General features: G+C 64.2%; 12 protein-coding genes. 8 read left to right on the top strand and 4 right to left on the bottom strand.

Annotated features, from left to right (window positions below):
* Positions 1-288: 288 nt before the first annotated feature.
* The 5 genes from rimP (at position 289) to truB (ending at position 6841) form a co-directional block, all read left to right on the top strand.
* Positions 289-747: a ribosome maturation factor RimP gene (gene rimP, locus VSR72_RS07410; protein ID WP_110384653.1), complete on the top strand. Its 459-nt coding sequence runs from the start codon at positions 289-291 to the stop codon at positions 745-747.
* The gene (gene nusA, locus VSR72_RS07405; RefSeq protein ID WP_116613786.1) at positions 744-2219 is read left to right on the top strand and encodes a transcription termination factor NusA; all 1476 of its coding nucleotides are present in this window, start codon (positions 744-746) and stop codon (positions 2217-2219) included. The genes rimP and nusA overlap by 4 nt, the downstream gene beginning before the upstream one ends.
* Before the next feature lie 155 nt (positions 2220-2374).
* Positions 2375-5332: a translation initiation factor IF-2 gene (infB, locus tag VSR72_RS07400; RefSeq protein ID WP_342951756.1), complete on the top strand. Its 2958-nt coding sequence runs from the start codon at positions 2375-2377 to the stop codon at positions 5330-5332.
* 175 nt (positions 5333-5507) lie between these two features.
* Positions 5508-5873, top strand: coding sequence for a 30S ribosome-binding factor RbfA (gene rbfA / locus VSR72_RS07395; RefSeq protein ID WP_201696748.1), 366 nt, complete (start codon positions 5508-5510; stop codon positions 5871-5873).
* An 8-nt stretch (positions 5874-5881) separates the two neighbouring features.
* On the top strand, positions 5882-6841 hold the full coding sequence (gene truB / locus VSR72_RS07390) for a tRNA pseudouridine(55) synthase TruB (protein ID WP_342951755.1): 960 nt from the start codon (positions 5882-5884) through the stop codon (positions 6839-6841).
* Positions 6842-6951: 110 nt separating this feature from the next.
* On the opposite strand, the gene VSR72_RS07385 is transcribed toward truB, so the two are convergent.
* From VSR72_RS07385 to VSR72_RS07370, 4 genes are all read right to left on the bottom strand, one after another.
* The gene (locus tag VSR72_RS07385) at positions 6952-8517 is read right to left on the bottom strand and encodes a DHA2 family efflux MFS transporter permease subunit (protein WP_342951754.1); all 1566 of its coding nucleotides are present in this window, start codon (positions 8515-8517) and stop codon (positions 6952-6954) included.
* A 104-nt stretch (positions 8518-8621) separates the two neighbouring features.
* Positions 8622-9893, bottom strand: coding sequence for an EmrA/EmrK family multidrug efflux transporter periplasmic adaptor subunit (locus tag VSR72_RS07380; RefSeq protein WP_342951753.1), 1272 nt, complete (start codon positions 9891-9893; stop codon positions 8622-8624).
* 77 nt (positions 9894-9970) lie between these two features.
* On the bottom strand, positions 9971-11584 hold the full coding sequence (locus VSR72_RS07375) for an efflux transporter outer membrane subunit (RefSeq protein ID WP_342951752.1): 1614 nt from the start codon (positions 11582-11584) through the stop codon (positions 9971-9973).
* A gap of 89 nt (positions 11585-11673) precedes the next feature.
* Positions 11674-12177 carry a MarR family winged helix-turn-helix transcriptional regulator gene (locus tag VSR72_RS07370; protein WP_342951751.1) on the bottom strand — a complete coding sequence of 168 codons (504 nt, stop codon included), beginning with the start codon at positions 12175-12177 and terminating at the stop codon, positions 11674-11676.
* 411 nt (positions 12178-12588) lie between these two features.
* On the opposite strand from VSR72_RS07370, the gene typA reads away from it, so the two are divergent.
* The 3 genes from typA to odhB all read left to right on the top strand — a co-directional run bounded on the left by typA (position 12589) and on the right by odhB (position 19007).
* Positions 12589-14415 (top strand): translational GTPase TypA, encoded by a 1827-nt coding sequence (gene typA, locus VSR72_RS07365; RefSeq protein WP_342951750.1) that lies wholly within the window; start codon positions 12589-12591, stop codon positions 14413-14415.
* 338 nt (positions 14416-14753) lie between these two features.
* Positions 14754-17618: a 2-oxoglutarate dehydrogenase E1 component gene (locus tag VSR72_RS07360; RefSeq protein WP_342951749.1), complete on the top strand. Its 2865-nt coding sequence runs from the start codon at positions 14754-14756 to the stop codon at positions 17616-17618.
* Between the two features lie 117 nt (positions 17619-17735).
* Positions 17736-19007: a 2-oxoglutarate dehydrogenase complex dihydrolipoyllysine-residue succinyltransferase gene (gene odhB / locus VSR72_RS07355; protein WP_342951748.1), complete on the top strand. Its 1272-nt coding sequence runs from the start codon at positions 17736-17738 to the stop codon at positions 19005-19007.
* Positions 19008-19083 lie beyond the last annotated feature (76 nt).

Here is a 19083-nt window from a genome sequence, read left to right as displayed (position 1 = left end):
GCTGTAATACGCGCCCCAGGTGCGACCACCTGGCTAAGTGAGAAGATGGGCGTTTCGCCCATTTTTTTTTGGTTCGCCCCAAATTGGTTACCAACAGATGCCGACGTTTGACGTTCGGCATTGTCAATTTGGGGGCCGTCTAACCATCCGGGTCGTTCGTCATCGTGGGGCAGGTAGGTGGGAAGCGCGCGCGCTCACCTGGCGCGCGGCCCGCGAATCCCTGGCGAAGCAAGAAATAAAGCTAAGGAAGTTGCTGGCCCGCTGCGCAGAACATCTGGAGTGGGCATTGTGCAACTGACGGAACTGATTGAAACCACGGTCACCGGGCTCGGTTACGAGCTGGTCGACCTCGAGCGCACCGGGCGCGGCATGCTGACCATCTTCATCGATCAGCCCGCGGGGATCGCGATCGAGGACTGCGAGAAGGTCACGCGTCAGCTGCAGCACGTTCTGACGGTCGAGAACATCGACTACGAGCGGCTCGAAGTTTCGTCGCCCGGCCTCGACCGTCCGCTGAAAAAACTGGCGGACTTCGAACGCTTCGCAGGCTGCGAAGCGGTAATCACGTTGAAAAAGCCATTGGACGGACGGAAATCGTACCGGGGTATCGTGCATGCTCCGGAAGGCGAATCCATCGGTCTGGAATTCGAAGGGAAGGCGGGTCCTGCGATGCTCGATTTCACGCTCGCAGACATCGATAAAGCACGCCTTATCCCCAAAGTTGACTTTAGGAGCCGCAAACAATGAGTCGCGAAGTGTTGATGCTGGTGGATGCGCTGGCACGCGAGAAGAATGTCGACAAGGACGTGGTGTTCGCCGCCCTTGAAGCGGCGCTTGCGTCGGCCTCCAAGAAACTCTTCGACGAGGATGCGGATATCCGCGTGCATATCGACCGCGAAAGCGGCGAACACGAAACGTTCCGCCGCTGGCGCGTCGTGCCGGACGAAGCGGGACTGCAGGAGCCGGACCAGGAAATCCTGCTGTTCGAAGCACGCGAGCAAGATCCTGAAGCGCAGATCGACAGTTTCGTCGAGCAGCCGGTGCCTTCGGTCGAGTTCGGCCGTATCGGCGCACAAGCCGCCAAGCAGGTCATCCTGCAGAAGGTGCGTGACGCCGAGCGCGAGCAGATCCTGAACGACTTCCTCGAGCGCGGCGAAAGCATCATGACCGGCACGGTCAAGCGCATGGACAAGGGCAACTTCATCGTCGAATCCGGCCGTGTGGAAGCGCTGCTGCGCCGCGACCAGCTGATTCCGAAGGAAAACCTGCGCGTGGGCGACCGCGTGCGCGCCTGGATCGGCAAGGTCGACCGCACCGCGCGCGGCCCGCAGATCGAACTCTCGCGCACGGCGCCCGAGTTCCTGATGAAGCTGTTCGAAATGGAAGTGCCCGAAATCGAACAGGGTCTCCTCGAGATCAAGGCGGCGGCGCGCGATCCGGGCGTACGCGCCAAGATCGGCGTGGTGGCTTATGACAAGCGCATCGACCCGATCGGCACCTGCGTCGGCATCCGCGGTTCGCGCGTGCAGGCCGTGCGCAACGAGCTCGGTGGCGAAAACGTCGACATCGTGCTATGGTCGGAAGATCCCGCCCAGTTCGTGATCGGCGCGCTCGCGCCGGCTGCCGTGCAGTCGATCGTCGTCGACGAAGAAAAGCACTCGATGGACGTCGTGGTCGACGAGAGCGAGCTCGCGGTCGCCATTGGCCGCAGCGGCCAGAACGTGCGTCTCGCCAGCGAGCTGACCGGCTGGCAAATCAATATCATGACGCCGGACGAATCTGCACAAAAGCAGAATCAGGAGCGCACGGTGCTGCGCGACCTGTTCATGGCGCGTCTCGACGTGGATGAAGAAGTCGCCGACATCCTGATCGACGAAGGCTTCACGAGCCTCGAAGAGATCGCCTACGTGCCGCTCAACGAAATGCTGGAAATCGAGGCCTTCGACGAGGACACCGTGCACGAGCTGCGCAACCGCGCTCGCGACGCACTGCTCACGCAGGCCATCGCGAACGAGGAGAAGGTGGAAAGCGCCGCGCTGGACCTGAAGAGTCTGGACGGTATCGACCCGGACCTGCTCGCGAAACTGGCGCAGCATGAAGTTCACACCCGCGACGAGCTCGCCGAGCTGGCCGTGGACGAACTGGTCGAAATGACGGGAATGGAAGAGGACGCCGCCAAGGCGTTGATCATGAAGGCGCGTGAGCACTGGTTCCAGTGACCCGGCAACGGGAAACTGCATCAGGGCGCGACGAGCAGGAAGCGACCATGACCCACTGAACTGAACGCGGCGGAGCCTTGCAGGACGCGAGGCACCGAAGGCCGCATGACCCGATGTCAACCGCAAGGAATCGGTCCTTGCACTAAGAGGAATGAATGGCGAGTAACAACGTAGCCCAATTTGCCGCGGAACTGAAGATGCCTGCCGGCGTGCTGCTCGAGCAGCTGCAGGCGGCAGGTGTCACGAAAGCGAGCGAGAGCGATGCATTGTCGGAGACCGACAAGGCGCGTCTGCTCGATCACTTGCGCAAGTCTCACGGCTCGACTGATGCGGACAAGCGCAAGATCACGCTGACGAAACGGCATACGTCGGAAATCAAGCAGTCTGATTCGACGGGTAAGGCACGCACCATTCAGGTCGAGGTGCGCAAGAAGCGCACGTTCGTCCGCCGCGACGAGTCCGCCGGTGAGGCGGAGGCATCGAATCATGCAGCCGACGCAGCCGCTGCCGCCGAAGAGGCGGAGCTGCAGCGCCGCGAGGAAGAAGCGCGCCGCGAGGCAGAACTGCTCGAGCGTCAGGCCCAGGAGCTCAAGGAGCGCCAGGAACTGCTCGCGCGTGAAGAGTCCGAGCGCCGCGCGCGCGAAGAGGCCGCCGAGGCCGAGCGCCGCCGTGCCGAGGAAGAAGCTGCAAAGAAGAAGGCAGCGGCCGATACCGCCGCTCGCGAGCTGGCCGCCCAGGCCGTGGCCGCGCAGCGCAACGCCGAAGCGGAAGCGAAAGAAGTGAAGCAACAGCAGGACCAGCAAGAAGAACAGCGCGCCGCAGCCGAGCGCGCCGCGCAGCGCGAAGCGGCCCAGAAGGCCGAAGTCGCCGCGCGCGAAGCCGCCGATAAGGCGCAGAAGGAACAGGACGAGATCGCTCGCCGCCGCGCGGCTGCCGAAGCCGAAGCGCGCGCGATCCGCGAAATGATGAACACGCCGCGCAAGGCGCAGGTGAAGCAGCCCGAGCCGCCCAAGCCCGTCGAGCCGCCCAAGCCCGCTGAAGCCAAGGGCACGCTGCACAAGCCGGCCCGTCCGGAAGGTGCACCGGCCCGTCCGGCCGGCGGTGCAGGCGCCGCGGCGAAGAAGCCGGCCACGACGGCCGCGCCCTCCACGAGCGCGCCGGGTGCAGGCGCGGGCGACCGCAACAAGAAGCCGGGCGCAGGCAAGGGCGGCTGGCAGGACGACGCGGCCAAGCGCCGTGGCATCAAGACGCGCGGCGACTCGTCGGGCGGCGTGGACCGCGGCTGGCGCGGCGGCCCGAAGGGCCGTGGCCGTCACCAGGACGCTTCGACGTTCCAGGCGCCGACCGAGCCGATCGTGCGTGAAGTGCACGTGCCGGAAACCATCACGGTGGCCGACCTCGCGCACAAGATGTCCGTGAAGGCATCGGAAGTCATCAAGGTGATGATGAAGATGGGCCAGATGGTCACCATCAACCAGATGCTCGACCAGGAAACGGCGATGATCATCGTCGAGGAACTGGGCCACAGTGCGGTTGCCGCGAAGCTCGACGACCCGGAAGCGCTGCTGGTCGAAGGCCAGGCAACGGGCACGGACGCCGAGCAACTGCCGCGTCCGCCGGTCGTCACCGTCATGGGTCACGTCGATCACGGCAAGACCTCGCTGCTCGACTACATCCGCCGCGCCAAGGTCGCAGCGGGCGAAGCCGGCGGCATTACGCAGCACATCGGCGCTTACCACGTCGAAACGCCGCGTGGCGTCATCACGTTCCTCGACACGCCGGGTCACGAGGCCTTCACGGCCATGCGTGCCCGCGGTGCGAAGGCCACCGACATCGTCATTCTGGTGGTGGCGGCCGACGACGGCGTGATGCCGCAGACGAAGGAAGCGATTGCGCATGCGAAGGCCGCGGGCGTGCCGCTCGTCGTGGCGATCAACAAGATCGACAAGCCGGATGCGAACCTCGATCGCGTCAAGCAGGAACTCGTCGCGGAAGGCGTGGTGCCGGAAGAGTACGGCGGCGACTCGCCGTTCGTGCCGGTGTCGGCGAAGACCGGCGCGGGCATCGACGACCTGCTCGAAAACGTACTGCTGCAAGCCGAAGTGCTGGAACTGAAGGCACCGGTCGAGGCGCCGGCCAAGGGCATCGTCATCGAAGCGAAGCTCGACAAGGGTAAGGGTCCGGTTGCAACGATCCTCGTCCAGTCGGGTACGCTCAATCGCGGCGACGTCGTACTGGCAGGCAGCGCCTACGGCCGCGTGCGCGCCATGCTCGACGAAACGGGCAAGCCCACGAAGGAAGCGGGTCCGTCGATCCCGGTCGAAATCCAGGGTCTCTCGGAAGTGCCGGGCGCGGGCGAAGAAGTCATCGTGCTGCCGGACGAACGCAAGGCGCGTGAAATCGCCATGTTCCGTCAAGGCAAGTTCCGCGACGTCAAGCTGGCGAAGCAGCAGGCCGCGAAGCTCGAAAACATGCTCGAGCAGATGGCGGAAGGCGAAGTGCAGAACCTGCCGCTCATCGTCAAGGCCGACGTGCAGGGTTCGCAGGAAGCGCTGGTGCAATCGCTGCTCAAACTGTCGACCAGCGAAGTGCGCGTGCAGATCGTGCACAGCGCGGTCGGTGCGATCAGCGAGTCGGACGTCAACCTGGCAACGGCTTCGAAGGCGGTCATCATCGGCTTCAATACGCGTGCGGATGCGCAGGCGCGTAAGGTGGCCGAGGCGAACGGCATCGACATCCGCTACTACAACATCATCTATGACGCTGTGGATGAGGTGAAGGCGGCGATGTCGGGCATGCTGGCGCCGGAGAAGCGCGAGACGGTCACGGGTATGGCCGAAGTGCGTCAGGTGATCCGCGTGCCGAAGGTCGGCCTGATCGCGGGTTGTATGGTCACGGACGGTTTCGTCAAGCGTTCGTCGTCGGTGCGCGTGATCCGCAACAACGTGGTCATCCATACCGGCGAACTCGACTCGCTCAAGCGCTTCAAGGACGACGTCAAGGAAGTCAAGCAAGGCTTCGAGTGCGGTATGTCGATCAAGAACTTCAGCGATATCGTCGAAGGCGACCAGTTCGAAGTGTTCGAGATCACCGAAGTCGCGCGTACGCTGTAATACAGCGGCGCTCGCGGGCCGGCCTACGGGCCGCTCGCGGACACCCGCGGGTTGACCGATAAACGGGCGGGGCAGGCGCTGGCCAGCCCCGCCCGTTTTGTTTTTGTGCGGCCGTGTGCGCCTCCGTGGACGCAACGCCGCCTGAATGCCTCGCAGATCAAGAGGTGGAACCATCATGCCGAAAAAACGTACTTCTCCGAATCGCAACGTGCAGATCGCGGATCAGATCCAGCGCGATCTGTCTGAGCTGATGCGCGAAGTGAAGGACCCGCGCATCGGGCTCGTGACGATCCAGAGCGTGGAACTCACGCCCGACTACGCGCACGCCAAGGTCTACTTCACGACCCTCACGGGCGACCCGAAGACCACGCAGGAAGCGCTCAATCACGCCGCAGGTCACCTGCACAACCAGCTCTTCAAGCGCCTGCACATTCACACGGTGCCGACGCTGCACTTCCACTATGACCAGTCGGTCGAGAAGGGTGTCGAGATGTCGCGCTTGATCGACGAGGCGAACTCGACGCGCGCGAAGGACGACTGACGCGGGCAATGACTGCATCACCGAAAAAGAATCAGGGCGAAGCTCGGCCTAAGGTGCCGCGCCGCCTGCTCGACGGCGTGCTGCTGCTCGACAAGCCCGTTGGCCTTTCCAGCAACGACGCGTTGATCCGCGCGAAGCGTCTGTACCGCGTGAAGAAGGCGGGCCACACCGGCACGCTCGATCCGCTCGCGTCGGGCCTGCTGCCGCTGTGCTTTGGCGAGGCGACCAAGTTTTCGCAGGATCTGCTCGAAGCCGACAAGACCTATGAGGCGACCATGCGCCTCGGCATTCGCACGGCAACCGGCGACGCCGAAGGCGAGGCGATTGAAACGCGCGAGGTGAAGTGCGACGAAGCCGCCGTGCGTGAGGCGATGACGCGATTCCTCGGCGACATCGTGCAGGTGCCGCCGATGTATTCCGCGCTCAAGCGCGACGGCAAACCGCTCTACGAATACGCGCGTGCGGGCCAGACGGTCGAGCGCGAAGGGCGCGAGGTGAAGATCCTGGCGCTGGAGATGATCGCGTGCGCGCTTCCCGACGTTACGTTTCGCGTGACGTGCAGCAAGGGCACGTACATCCGCACGCTGGCCGAGGATATCGGCGAGGCGCTCGGCTGCGGTGCGCATCTCGTGATGCTGCGTCGTACGGGTGTGGGCGCGCTCACGCTCGAGCACGCAGTGACGCTCGACGCGCTCACTGCCGCCGACGAGCCCACGCGCGACACATGGCTGCGACCCGTCGATGCGCTGCTCTCCACGTTCCCCGCCTTGACGCTCAACGAAGAAGCGGCGCGCCGCTTCACGCACGGCCAGCGCCTGCCGCTCAACGAGCTGGTGCTCGATCGCGCGGCTTGCGAAGCCGCCGAGCGCGTGCGCGTGTACGCGGAAGATGGCCGCTTGCTTGGCGTCGCGAAGGCCGCGAACGGCGTGCTTGCGCCGGAGCGGCTGGTGGTTAGCGGCGCGGCCTGAGCGGACTCTCGCAGAGCGCCCGGAGCGCACAAACGAAAACGGCACGCTGGTGAATGACCAGACGTGCCGTTTTGCTTTTCGACAGCCGCTAGCGTTTCAGCGCATGAGCCTCAATGCGCGGCCGATGCTGCCGCACCCGCGTCCGCACTACTGGCGCGCTCAGGCCGCGTGATCCAGATGAGTCCGATCAGCACGATGAAGATCACCGAGGAAATCCAGAACAGATCGTTCACGCCAAGTTGCGCGGCCTGCTGCGAGAGCATCCGGTCGAAGAGCCCGTGCGCCTGCGAAGGATCGAGACCCGCGCCCTGGAACTGCTGCATCGACTGGTTGAAGACCGGGTTGGTCGGCGTCGCTACTTCGGTCAGGCGTGCGTGGTGAAATGTCGTGCGGTGATCCCACGCCGTCTCGAAGATCGAGGTCCCGATACCGCCGCACATGATCCGCACGAAGTTCGACAGACCCGAGGCCGCCGGAATGCGATGGCCGGGCAGCCCCGATAGCGTGATCGAAACGAGCGGAATGAAGAGGCCCGCCATGCCTATGCCCTGGATGAGCGTGGGCAGCGTGAGCGCCCAGGTGTCCACGCCCGTGGTGTAGCGCGAGCGCATCCAGAAGCACAGCGCGAACACAAGGAAAGCCGAGGTCGCGATATAGCGCGGGTCGGTACGCGGCAGGATCTTGCCGGTGATCGGCGAGAGCAGGACGGCGAAGAAGCCCACGGGCGCCATCACCAGGCCCGCGTCGGTGGCCGTGTAGCCAATCGAGGTCTGCAGCCACAGCGGCAGCAACACGAGGTTGCCGAAATACAGACCGTAGCCCACCGAAAGCGCGATCGTGCCGCCCGTGAAATTGCGCCGCGCGAACAGCGACAGGTCGACCACGGGGTGATCGGCGGTCAGCTCCCACACCACGAAGAACGCGAAGGCGATCACGGCGGTGAGCGCGAGCACGACGACGGTCGTGGACGAGAACCAGTCGAGGTCCTTGCCCTTGTCGAGCATCACCTGCAGCGAGCCCACCCAGATGATGAGGAGCGCGAGGCCCACGCCGTCGATCGGCGCTTTCTTGATGACCGAATCGCGGTTGCGGAAGATCGCCCACGTGGCGATCGCCGCGACGATGCCGACCGGGATGTTCACGTAGAAGATCCACGGCCACGAGATGTTGTCGGAGATCCAGCCGCCGAGAATCGGGCCGGCCACCGGCGCGATCAGCGTGGTCATCGACCACATCGAGAGCGCCATGGGCGCCTTCGCGCGCGGATAGCTCGCGAGCAGCAGCGTTTGCGAGAGCGGAATCATCGGGCCGGCCACGGCGCCTTGCAGCACGCGCGAGGCGAGCAGGAAGGGCAGCGTGGGCGCGAGGCCGCACATCCACGACGAGATCACGAACAGAATGATCGACGCCATGAAAAGGCGCACCTGGCCGATGCGGTCGGTGAGCCAGCCGGTGAGCGGCACGGAGATCGCGTTGGCCACCGCGAACGAGGTGATGACCCACGTGCCCTGGTCCGACGACACGCCGAGGTCGCCCGAGATCGACGGGATCGAGACGTTCGCGATCGAGGTGTCGAGCACGTTCATGAACACCGCGAGCGACACGGCGATGGTGCCGATCACGAGTTGCGCGCCCTGTAGCGGCGGATGCGCGACGGGTTGTTGTGCTGCTGCCATTGCGTCCTTTCTTGTTGACCTGCTGGAGGTCACCCGAAACAAAGCGGCGCGGGCTGAGGATCAGCCCGCGCCGGCGTTTGCGAGTGCTTTTATCAGGGCTTCAATCAGCCTTTTGCGCCGGACCTGGCCGCCGGAGCGGACGACATCTGCGCCTTGGCGGCTGCGCTGTTGCCACTATTGCTCGCACTGCTGGCCGCCTTGTGCGCATTCGGACCGGCGTTTTCGGCGATGATGCGCGCGATTTCCGCATCGGCTTCTGCGCCGTACTTGGCGAACACGTCGGTCTCGTAGACGGTGTTCTGCGCATTGCCGAGCTGGCTGCCTGAGTCGTTGCGGATGTTCACGTCCACCTGCATCGAGAGGCCGATACGCAGCGGGTGCTTCTGCAGGTCTTCCGGATCGAGCGAGATACGCACAGGCAGGCGCTGCACCACCTTGATCCAGTTGCCCGTGGCGTTCTGCGCGGGCAGCAGCGAGAAGGCCGAACCCGTGCCCGCCGAGAAGCCCACCACCTTGCCGTGATAGACCACCGACGAGCCATACACGTCGGCCGTCATCTCGACCGGCTGGCCGATGCGCATGTGCTTGAGCTGCACTTCCTTGAAGTTGGCGTCGATCCACAGCGAGTTCAGCGGCACCACCGACATGAGCGGATTGCCCGGCGAGACGCGCTGGCCGACCTGCACCGAGCGCTTGGCCACGTAGCCGGTAACCGGTGCGGGCAGCGTGTTGCGCGCATTCGCCAGATAGGCGTCGCGCACCTTGGCGGCTGCCGCTTCGACGTTCGGGTGATTCGCGATGGTCGTGTTCGCGGTCAGCGCGCGGTTAGCGGCGAGTTGCTGCTGGGCGGCTTCGAGCGCGGCTTCGGCGCTGCGCACGGCGTCGCGGGCGTGCGAGATCTCTTCCTGCGAGACGGCGCCCGTCTGCGCGACCTGCATGCGGCGGCGCAGGTCGTCTTGCGCACGCGAGAGGTCGGACTGACGCTGCGCGACTTGCGCTTCGTACTGGCTGTCGTCGGCGAAGAGACCGCGCACCTGGCGCACCGTCTGCGCGAGTTGCGCTTCAGTCTGCTCGAGCGTGACGCGCGCGTCGGCCGGGTCGAGCAGCACGAGCGGGTCGCCGACGTTCACCGTTTGCGTGTCGTCCGCTTTCAGTGCGATCACCGTGCCTGTGACCTGCGGCGTGATTTGCACGACGTTGCCGTTCACGTAGGCGTCGTCCGTGCTTTCGGTGAAGCGCGCGACGAGGAAGTAGTAGAGGCCGTAGGCAACGGCTGCAATCACGATCACGAGGACAAGCAGCGTCATCATGCGCTTGCGCTTGCCGCTGTTCGCGTTCGGCTGCGGATTGGCTGCCGGCTGCTGGGGGGTGCTCATGGAAGGATCTCCGGATGCTTGCGTGCTGTTCGTTCAGTTTTTGATGTTCGTGTGCGGCTCGGCGCGTAGTTCGACGCTTAGTTCGACGCAGGCGCAGCGTTCGCTGCGCTCGTCGATGCCGCCGCGTTCTGCGGCGAGCGCGTACCGCGCCACGGTGCGCCGTTCACGTCGCTCTGGCCGCGTGCTTCACTGCCCGCTTCGCTGCCGACGTCGGCGGGCGGCGTGAGCCCGGCGCTTTGCGCTTCAAAGCCGCCGCCAAGCGACTTGATCAGCGCCATCTGCTGGTCGCGGCGCTGCGCCTTCAGGTTCGACACCGTCTGCTCGGCGGCGAGGCGGTTCTGGTCGGCGTTGAGCACCTGAAGCTGCTCGGAGAGGCCCGCCTTGTAGCGGATCACGGCAAGCTGCCAGGCTTTGGTCGAAGCGTCGAGCGCGCGGTCGGCGTCCACGAGCTGCTTGTCGGCCGAGCGGATCGTCGACACGTCGGTCGCCACGTCCTGGAACGCGCCGATGAGCGTCTGGTTGTAGTTCGCGACATCGAGCTCGAAGTCGGCGTAGCGGCCCTTCAGTTGAGCGCGCAATGCGCCCGCGTCGAAGAGCGGCAAATGCACCGCCGGGCCGATGTTTGCCTGACGGCTCGTGAAGTTCAGGAATTTGCCCCAGCCGAACGCATCGAAGCCGAAGCCGGCCGCGAGGTTCACGTCGGGATAGAACTCGGCCTTCGCTTCCTTCACGTCGTGCATCGCGGCTTCCACCTGCCAGCGCGCGGCGACGATGTCGGGGCGGCGCGCGAGGAGGTCGGCGGGCAGATTGTCGGGCAGCGCCACTTTGGCAACCGGATTGAGCACCGGCTGCGCGATCTGCAGGCCGCGGTCCGGGCCCTTGCCGAGCAGCGCGCCGAGCTGATAGCGCGTGGTTTCGATCTGGCCGTCGATTTGCGAGAGGTTCGCCTGGCTTGTCGCGATGTTGCCGTTGGCGGTCTGTTTCTCGACGTTGGTGTCGAGCCCCGCCACCACACGGCCGTTCGTGATCGTGCCGATGGTCTTGCGATTGTCGATCTCGTGCTGCGCGATGCTGCGCAGTTCGTAGAGCTGGGCGAGCTGGTTGTACGTGCGCGCAACCGAAGAGGCGAGCGTGACGCGCGCTTGCTGCATGTCCGCTTCGGCCGCACGCTGTGCGGACACGGCTTGCGCGAGGCGCTGACGGTTCTTGCCCCAGAGGTCCAGATCCCACGAGGCGCTGGCGAGCACATTGTTCTCGCTATACCAGGTGCCGCCGTACGGCGGCGGGAAAAGGGCGTTGGCCGAATACAGCTCGCGGGTCCACGAATAGCTCAGGTTGGCCTTCGGGAAGAGCGCCGAGCGCGAGGTCTCGATATACGACGAAGCCTTGGCGAGGCGCGCCTGCGCCTGAGCGATGGTCGGGCTGCCTTCGAGCGCCTCGTCGATCAGCTTGGGCAGCTGCGGGTCGCCGAACTGGTTCGCCCAGTCGAGCGTGGGCCACTGGCCGCCCTGCGACGGAATACTCTGCGAGCTTTCGAACTGCTGCGGCTGATCGATGGTCTTGTCGCTCTTGATGCCGATGTAGTTCGCGCAACCCGAAAGGGCGAGCGCCGCGACCGCGGCGGCGACCGCCGCCCGGCAGGACAGCGCCCGCACGGCCGGAACTGGCGCAAACTCGGTTTGGGATTTCATTGCTCGTCTCGATGCGTGAGAGTGTGTAGTGATACTGGACGATGCAGCTATTTTCTTGTTTGGCGATCTCAAATTTGCTTGCCCCGACATCAATTCTCGGGCGAATTCGGGTTCGAACTCTGGCTAGCTTCGCAGCTATTCGAAAGAATCCGCCGCAACATGCTCTTCAGAAAACCGACTTCCTCCGGCGTGAATCCGGCGGAGAGATGCTCCGTGACGCTGCGGAAAATCGCCGGCATGCGCGCGGCGATGGCAAGACCTTCGGGCGTCAGCGCGAGGTGAACTGCGCGGCGGTCTTCGGAGCTGCGCACGCGCTTCAGGAGCCCGCGCTTCTCCAGCCGGTCGACGAGCCGCGTGACGGCGCTCGCGTCGATGCCGTACTCGCGGGCGAGTTCGGCCGCGAGCAGGCATTTGCCGCTCGCCACCATAAAGAGGATGCTGGCCTGCTGGCTCGTGACGCCGAGTTCGGCAACGGCGCGCTGGGTGACCATGTTCGACATGGTCGATTTCACCCGCGAGATCAGGTAGCCGACGCTCTCGCCGAGGTCGTAATCGCGGACTTCGGGTGGGGGCGTAGGAGTCGGATCCGTCATGATTCTGCTGCGACTGCAATGGTTGACCAGGCAGGGATTATAGGGTTCGTTAGTTGACGCGGCAAGGTTTATTCTGCATTCGCCGAGAAACCTTTGCTGAGTAGGGGCTTAATGCGGCTCTGCAGGCATGAGAAAATTCGGGCTGCACGGCGCGCCGCTACGCCGCCTCGCGCCTTTGCCCGCGTTGCGCGGTTACGACGCCGGCCGCCCCAATCCAGGGTGCTCCCTGATATGCGCAAGATCAATTCATCTGCGCGTGCTATAATTTCAGGTTCCCAAAGTGCGTCATCGCAGCGATGCTGAATTGACCCGCCGGCAGTAATTGCGGGGCGGATCGAAGCGGCGGCCGCGCGCCCTCGCCGGGCCTGCCAGCAGGGCATGCGCGGCGCACTCAACTGTACCCAGGTTCCTATGTCCCGCGCTCTTCGCAACATCGCCATCATTGCCCACGTCGACCACGGCAAGACCACGCTCGTCGACCAACTGCTGCGCCAGTCCGGCACCTTCCGCGACAACCAGCAGATCGCCGAACGCGTCATGGACTCGAACGACATCGAAAAAGAGCGCGGGATCACGATTCTCTCGAAGAACTGCGCGGTCGAGTACGAAGGCACCCACATCAACATCGTCGACACCCCGGGCCACGCCGACTTCGGCGGCGAAGTGGAGCGCGTGCTGTCGATGGTCGACTCGGTGCTGCTGCTCGTCGACGCCGTCGAGGGCCCGATGCCGCAAACGCGCTTCGTGACCAAGAAGGCGCTCGCGCTCGGCCTCAAGCCGATCGTCGTCGTCAACAAGATCGACCGTCCGGGCGCCCGTATCGACTGGGTGATCAACCAGACGTTCGACCTGTTCGACAAGCTCGGCGCGACCGAAGAGCAGCTCGACTTCCCGGTGGTCTACGCTTCGGGCCTGAACGGCTACGCTTCGCTGTCGCCGGACGCGCGCGAAGGCGACATGCGCCCGCTGTTCGAAGCCGTGCTCGAACACGTGCCGGTTCGCGACGCCGATCCGGAAGGTCCGCTCCAGCTGCAGATCACCTCGCTCGACTACTCGACCTACGTCGGCCGTATCGGCGTGGGCCGTATCAAGCGCGGCCGTATCAAGCCGGGTCAGCCGGTGGCGCTGCGCTTCGGCCCGGACGGCGAGGTGATGAACCGCAAGATCAACCAGGTGCTGTCGTTCAGCGGCCTCGAGCGCGTGCAGGTCGAATCGGCTGAAGCCGGTGACATCGTGCTGATCAACGGTATTGAAGACATCGGCATCGGCGCGACGATCTGCGCGGTCGACACGCCCGAAGCGCTGCCGATGATCACGGTGGATGAGCCGACGCTCACGATGAACTTCCTCGTGAACTCGTCGCCGCTCGCCGGCCGCGAAGGCAAGTTCGTGACGAGCCGCCAGATCCGCGACCGTCTCACGAAGGAACTGAACCACAACGTGGCGCTGCGCGTGAAGGACACCGGCGACGAAACCACCTTCGAAGTGTCGGGCCGTGGCGAACTGCACCTGACGATCCTGATCGAAAACATGCGTCGCGAAGGCTACGAGCTGGCCGTGTCGCGTCCGCGCGTGGTGCTGCACGAAGTCGACGGCGTGAAGCAGGAGCCGTACGAAATGCTGACGGTGGACGTCGAAGACGCTCACCAGGGCGGCGTGATGGAAGAACTGGGCCGCCGCAAGGGCGAAATGCTCGACATGGCTTCGGACAGCCGCGGCCGCACGCGTCTGGAGTACCGTATTCCGGCGCGTGGCCTGATCGGCTTCCAGGGCGAGTTCATGACGCTCACGCGCGGCACGGGCCTGATGAGCCACGTGTTCGACGCCTACGGCCCGATCAAGGAAGGCACGCTCGGCGAGCGCCGCAACGGCGTGCTGATCTCGCAGGACGACGGCGCCGCTGTCGCCTACGCGCTGTGGAAGCTGCAGGACCGCGGCCGCATGTTCGTGAAGCCGGGCGACGCGCTGTACGAAGGCATGATCATCGGCATTCACAGCCGCGACAACGACCTCGTCGTGAACCCGATCAAGGGCAAGCAGCTCACCAACGTGCGCGCCTCGGGCACCGACGAAGCCGTGCGCCTCGTGCCGCCGATCCAGATGTCGCTCGAATACGCAGTCGAATTCATCGACGACGACGAACTCGTGGAAGTCACGCCGCAGTCGATCCGTCTGCGCAAGCGTCACCTGAAGGAACACGAGCGTCGCCGCGCGAGCCGCGAAGGCGCTGCCGAGTAATTTGCAGTTCTAGCGCTTTTTTCCGCACTGCAATGCAAACAGACTCACAGAAAAGCCGCCGCTTTATGGGCGGCTTTTTTGCGTCTGGCGGGGATTGCATTGCGGTGCAGGAAGAGAGCGTTGCGAATGCCGCAAAGGCCCATATAAAAGGGTTCCCGCGTGGTGTTCGGTCGCATTGCATCCTGTGGAGAGATGCGCATATGCGCTATACTCCGCGGATGCATGATTTAGGTCCTTCCAAGCAGACTTGATTCGCAATCCGCTAAACGGTCAGGCCGTGGCGCGGAAGGTTGAGTAACCCGCTATTTCTCGAGAAACTCGAAGAAAGGTGAGCGTAAATGTCGGAAACGATGAAGCAATTCCAGCTGAACTCCTATTTGTTCGGCGGCAATGCTCCGTATGTCGAAGAGCTATACGAAGCATATCTTGACAACCCTGCGTCCGTTCCGGACACCTGGCGTGAATACTTCGACGCACTGCAAAACGTGCCGTCGTCGAGTGGCACGGCAGACAACGACATCGCCCACGGGCCGATCGTCGAGTCGTTCGCACAGCGCGCGAAAGCCAACGCATTCGTCCCCAAGGGCGGCGGCGAAGATCTCGCCACGGCACGCAAGCAAGTCTACGTTCAGTCCCTGATTGGCGCTTATCGATTCCTCGGCTCGCAATGGGCGAATCTCGATCCGCTCAAGCGTCGCGAACGTCCCGCCATTCCCGAACTCGAGCCTGCGTTCTACGACTTCACCGAAGCCGACATGGACCAGACGTTCAGCGCCACGAACCTGTATTTCGGGTTCGAGCGCGCGACGCTGCGCGAGATCGTCAAGGCGCTGCGCGACACGTACTGCGGCACGATCGGCGCCGAGTACATGTACATCAGCGATCCTGAACAAAAGCGCTGGTGGAAGGAGCGTCTCGAGTCGATCCGCTCGACGCCGAACTTCTCGAACGACAAGAAGAAGCACATCCTGCAGCGCCTGACGGCCTCCGAAGGCCTCGAGCGTTTCCTGCACACCAAGTACGTCGGCCAGAAGCGCTTCTCGCTCGAAGGCGGCGAGTCCTTCATCGCCGCGATGGACGAAGTCGTCCGTCACGCAGGCGCGAAGGGCGTGCAGGAAATCGTCATCGGCATGGCTCACCGTGGCCGTCTGAATGTGCTGGTCAACACGCTCGGCAAGATGCCGGCTGACCTCTTCGCCGAATTCGAAGGCAAGCACGTCGACGACCTGCCGGCAGGCGACGTGAAGTACCACAAGGGCTTCTCGTCGGACGTCGCAACCGAAGGCGGCCCGGTCCACCTGTCGCTCGCGTTCAACCCGTCGCACCTCGAAATCGTCAACCCGGTGGTCGAGGGTTCGGCGAAGGCCCGTATGGATCGCCGCGGCGATGCAGACGGCCTGCAGGTTCTGCCGGTGCAGATCCACGGCGATGCGGCCTTCGCAGGCCAGGGCGTCGTGATGGAAACGCTGAACCTCGCGCAAACGCGCGGTTACGGCACGCACGGCACGCTGCACATCGTCATCAACAACCAGATCGGCTTCACGACCTCGGACCCGCGCGACGCGCGTTCGACGCTCTACTGTACCGACGTGGTCAAGATGATCGAAGCGCCGGTGCTGCACGTGAACGGCGACGATCCGGAAGCGGTCGTGCTGGCGATCCAGCTCGCAGTCGACTTCCGCACGCAGTTCCACAAGGATGTCGTGGTCGACATCATCTGCTTCCGCAAGCTCGGCCACAACGAGCAGGACACGCCGGCGGTCACGCAGCCGCTCATGTACAAGACGATCGCGAAGCACCCGGGCACCCGTGCGCTGTACGCCGAGAAGCTCGTGCAGCAGGGCGTGATCACGGCTGAAGACGGTGACAACTACGTCAAGGCCTACCGCGCCGCGATGGACGAAGGCCACCACACGGTCGACCCCGTGCTCTCGAACTACAAGAGCAAGTACGCGGTGGACTGGGTTCCGTTCCTGAACCGCAAGTGGACCGACGCTGCCGACACGGCCGTGCCGCTCGCCGAACTCAAGCGTCTGGCCGAGCGCATCACCACGGTCCCTGAGAACTTCAAGGTTCACCCGCTGGTCGAGCGCGTCATCAACGACCGCCGCGCGATGGGCAAGGGCGAAGCGAAGCTCGACTGGGGTATGGGCGAGCACCTCGCGTTCGCGTCGCTGGTCGCTTCGGGCTACGCAGTTCGCCTGACGGGCCAGGACTCGGGCCGCGGCACGTTCACGCACCGCCACGCCGTTCTGCACGACCAGAACCGCGAGCGTTGGGACGACGGCACGTACGTGCCGCTGCAGAACATCGGCGAGAACCAGGCGCAGTTCACGGTGATCGACTCGGTGCTGTCGGAAGAGGCCGTGCTCGGCTTCGAATACGGCTACTCGACCGCCGAGCCGAACACGCTCGTCGCGTGGGAAGGCCAGTTCGGCGACTTCGTCAACGGTGCGCAGGTCGTGATCGACCAGTTCATCTCGTCGGGCGAAGTGAAGTGGGGCCGCGTTTCGGGTCTCACGATGCTGCTGCCGCACGGCTATGAAGGCCAGGGTCCGGAGCACTCGTCGGCGCGTATCGAGCGTTTCCTGCAGCTGTGCGCCGAGCACAACATGCAGGTCGTTCAGCCGACCACGCCGGCTCAGATCTTCCACGTGCTGCGCCGCCAGATGATCCGCTTGTTCCGCAAGCCGCTCATCATCTTCACGCCGAAGTCGCTGCTGCGTCACAAGGAAGCCGTGTCGGATCTGTCCGAACTCGCGAAGGGCACGTTCCAGCCGGTCATCGGCGAAGTGGACGAAGCCATCGACGCGAAGAAGGTCAAGCGCGTGGTCGCCTGCTCGGGCCGCGTGTACTTCGACCTCGTCGCGCACCGTCGCGAAGCGAAGGCGAACGACGTCGCGATCATCCGTATCGAACAGCTCTATCCGTTCGCGCACAAGCAGTTCGAAGCGGAGCTGAAGAAGTACGACAACGCGACCGAAGTGGTCTGGGTGCAGGACGAGCCGCAGAATCAAGGCCCGTGGTTCTACATCGAGCACCACCTGAAGGAAGGCATGAAGGAAGGCATGAAGCTCGCGTACAGCGGCCGTCCTGCTTCCGCATCGCCGGCTGTTGGCTACTACGCGAAGCACTACGAGCAGCAGAAGGCGCTGATCGAAGGTGCATTCGGCCGCCTGAAGGGCGCGCAGGTCGCGAAGTAAGCACTAGAGCAACCGAACCGGGAAAGCGCGCGAATGGAAAGCGCGCTTTCCCGCGCTCAAGTGCGCGACCGGTTCGTCATACGGGGATGTCCCCGATAAAGTATTCAGGAAAATCACATGGCTATCGTAGAAGTGAAGGTCCCGCAGTTTTCGGAGTCGGTGTCTGAAGGCACGATGCTGCAGTGGAAGAAGAAGCCGGGCGAAGCGATCGCCCAGGACGAAGTCGTCATCGAAATCGAAACCGATAAGGTCGTTCTCGAAGTGCCCGCGCCGGCAGCCGGCGTGCTGACCGAGATCCTGGTGGGCGACGGCGCAACCGTCGAGAGCGAGCAGGTGATCGCAAAGATCGACACGGAAGCCAAGGCTGGCGCCGCGGCTGCTCCCGCAGCCGCAGCCGCTCCGGTTGCTGCGGCTCCCGCCGCTGCACCGGCTGCTGCTGCCGCCGCAACGACGGCAAGCAGCACGGTTGCTTCGCCCGCAGCGACGAAGCTGATGGCAGAGAAGGGTCTGGCCGGCGGCGACGTCGCCGGCACGGGCCGCGACGGCCGCATCACGAAGCAGGACGTGCTCGGCGCAGGCGCACCGAAGGCCGCTCCGGCTGCTGCACCGGCATCGAAGGCCGCTGCTGCTGCGAAGCCGTCGCTGCCGCAAGTCAGCGCACCGGCATCGGCTGCGAACTGGCTCAACGACCGTCCGGAACAGCGCGTGCCGATGTCGCGTCTGCGTGCGCGTATCGCCGAGCGTCTGCTCGAGTCGCAGCAAACCAACGCCATCCTCACGACGTTCAACGAAGTGAACATGGCGCCGGTCATGGACCTGCGCAACAAGTACAAGGACAAGTTCGAGAAGGAACACGGCGTGAAGCTCGGCTTCATGTCGTTCTTCGTGAAGGCCGCGGTTCACGCCCTCAAGAAGTTCCCGCTCGTCAACGCGTCGATCGACGGCAACGACATCGTCTACCACGGCTACTTCGACATCGGTATCGCTGTCGGCTCGCCGCGTGGTCTGGTGGTGCCCATCCTGCGTAACGCAGACCAGATGAGCCTCGCCGACATCGAGAAGAAGATCGCCGAATTCGGCCAGAAGGCCAAGGACGGCAAGCTGTCGATCGAAGAAATGACGGGTGGTACGTTCTCGATCTCGAACGGCGGTGTGTTCGGCTCGATGCTCTCGACGCCGATCATCAACCCGCCGCAGTCGGCGATCCTCGGCGTGCACGCCACGAAGGAACGCGCTGTGGTGGAAAACGGCCAGATCGTGATCCGTCCGATGAACTACCTCGCGATGTCGTACGACCACCGCATCATTGACGGCCGCGAAGCCGTCCTGTCGCTGGTCGCGATGAAGGATGCGCTGGAAGATCCGGCTCGTCTGCTGCTCGACCTGTAAAGATCGGCCTCATCAAGTATCAAGTCTCACACTGAGCGCCGTGCGCGCGGATTCCGGAAACCGGGCTCCGCGTGCC

The organism is Paraburkholderia sp. JHI869 (assembly GCF_038900775.1).
Classification (GTDB): Bacteria; Pseudomonadota; Gammaproteobacteria; order Burkholderiales; family Burkholderiaceae; genus Paraburkholderia.
This window is presented reverse-complemented; position numbering and strand designations above follow the sequence as displayed.

Bases quoted from the DNA above. Each gene is read 5' to 3' on its own strand.
- odhB (WP_342951748.1), top strand. From the start codon at position 17,736: ATGGCTATCGTAGAAGTGAAGGTCCCGCAGTTTTCGGAGTCGGTGTCT.
- rbfA (WP_201696748.1), top strand. From the start codon at position 5,508: ATGCCGAAAAAACGTACTTCTCCGAATCGCAACGTGCAGATCGCGGAT.
- VSR72_RS07370 (WP_342951751.1), bottom strand. From the start codon at position 12,177: ATGACGGATCCGACTCCTACGCCCCCACCCGAAGTCCGCGATTACGAC.
- VSR72_RS07385 (WP_342951754.1), bottom strand. From the start codon at position 8,517: ATGGCAGCAGCACAACAACCCGTCGCGCATCCGCCGCTACAGGGCGCG.
- VSR72_RS07360 (WP_342951749.1), top strand. From the start codon at position 14,754: ATGTCGGAAACGATGAAGCAATTCCAGCTGAACTCCTATTTGTTCGGC.
- VSR72_RS07380 (WP_342951753.1), bottom strand. From the start codon at position 9,893: ATGAGCACCCCCCAGCAGCCGGCAGCCAATCCGCAGCCGAACGCGAAC.
- truB (WP_342951755.1), top strand. From the start codon at position 5,882: ATGACTGCATCACCGAAAAAGAATCAGGGCGAAGCTCGGCCTAAGGTG.
- nusA (WP_116613786.1), top strand. From the start codon at position 744: ATGAGTCGCGAAGTGTTGATGCTGGTGGATGCGCTGGCACGCGAGAAG.
- VSR72_RS07375 (WP_342951752.1), bottom strand. From the start codon at position 11,584: ATGAAATCCCAAACCGAGTTTGCGCCAGTTCCGGCCGTGCGGGCGCTG.
- infB (WP_342951756.1), top strand. From the start codon at position 2,375: ATGGCGAGTAACAACGTAGCCCAATTTGCCGCGGAACTGAAGATGCCT.
- typA (WP_342951750.1), top strand. From the start codon at position 12,589: ATGTCCCGCGCTCTTCGCAACATCGCCATCATTGCCCACGTCGACCAC.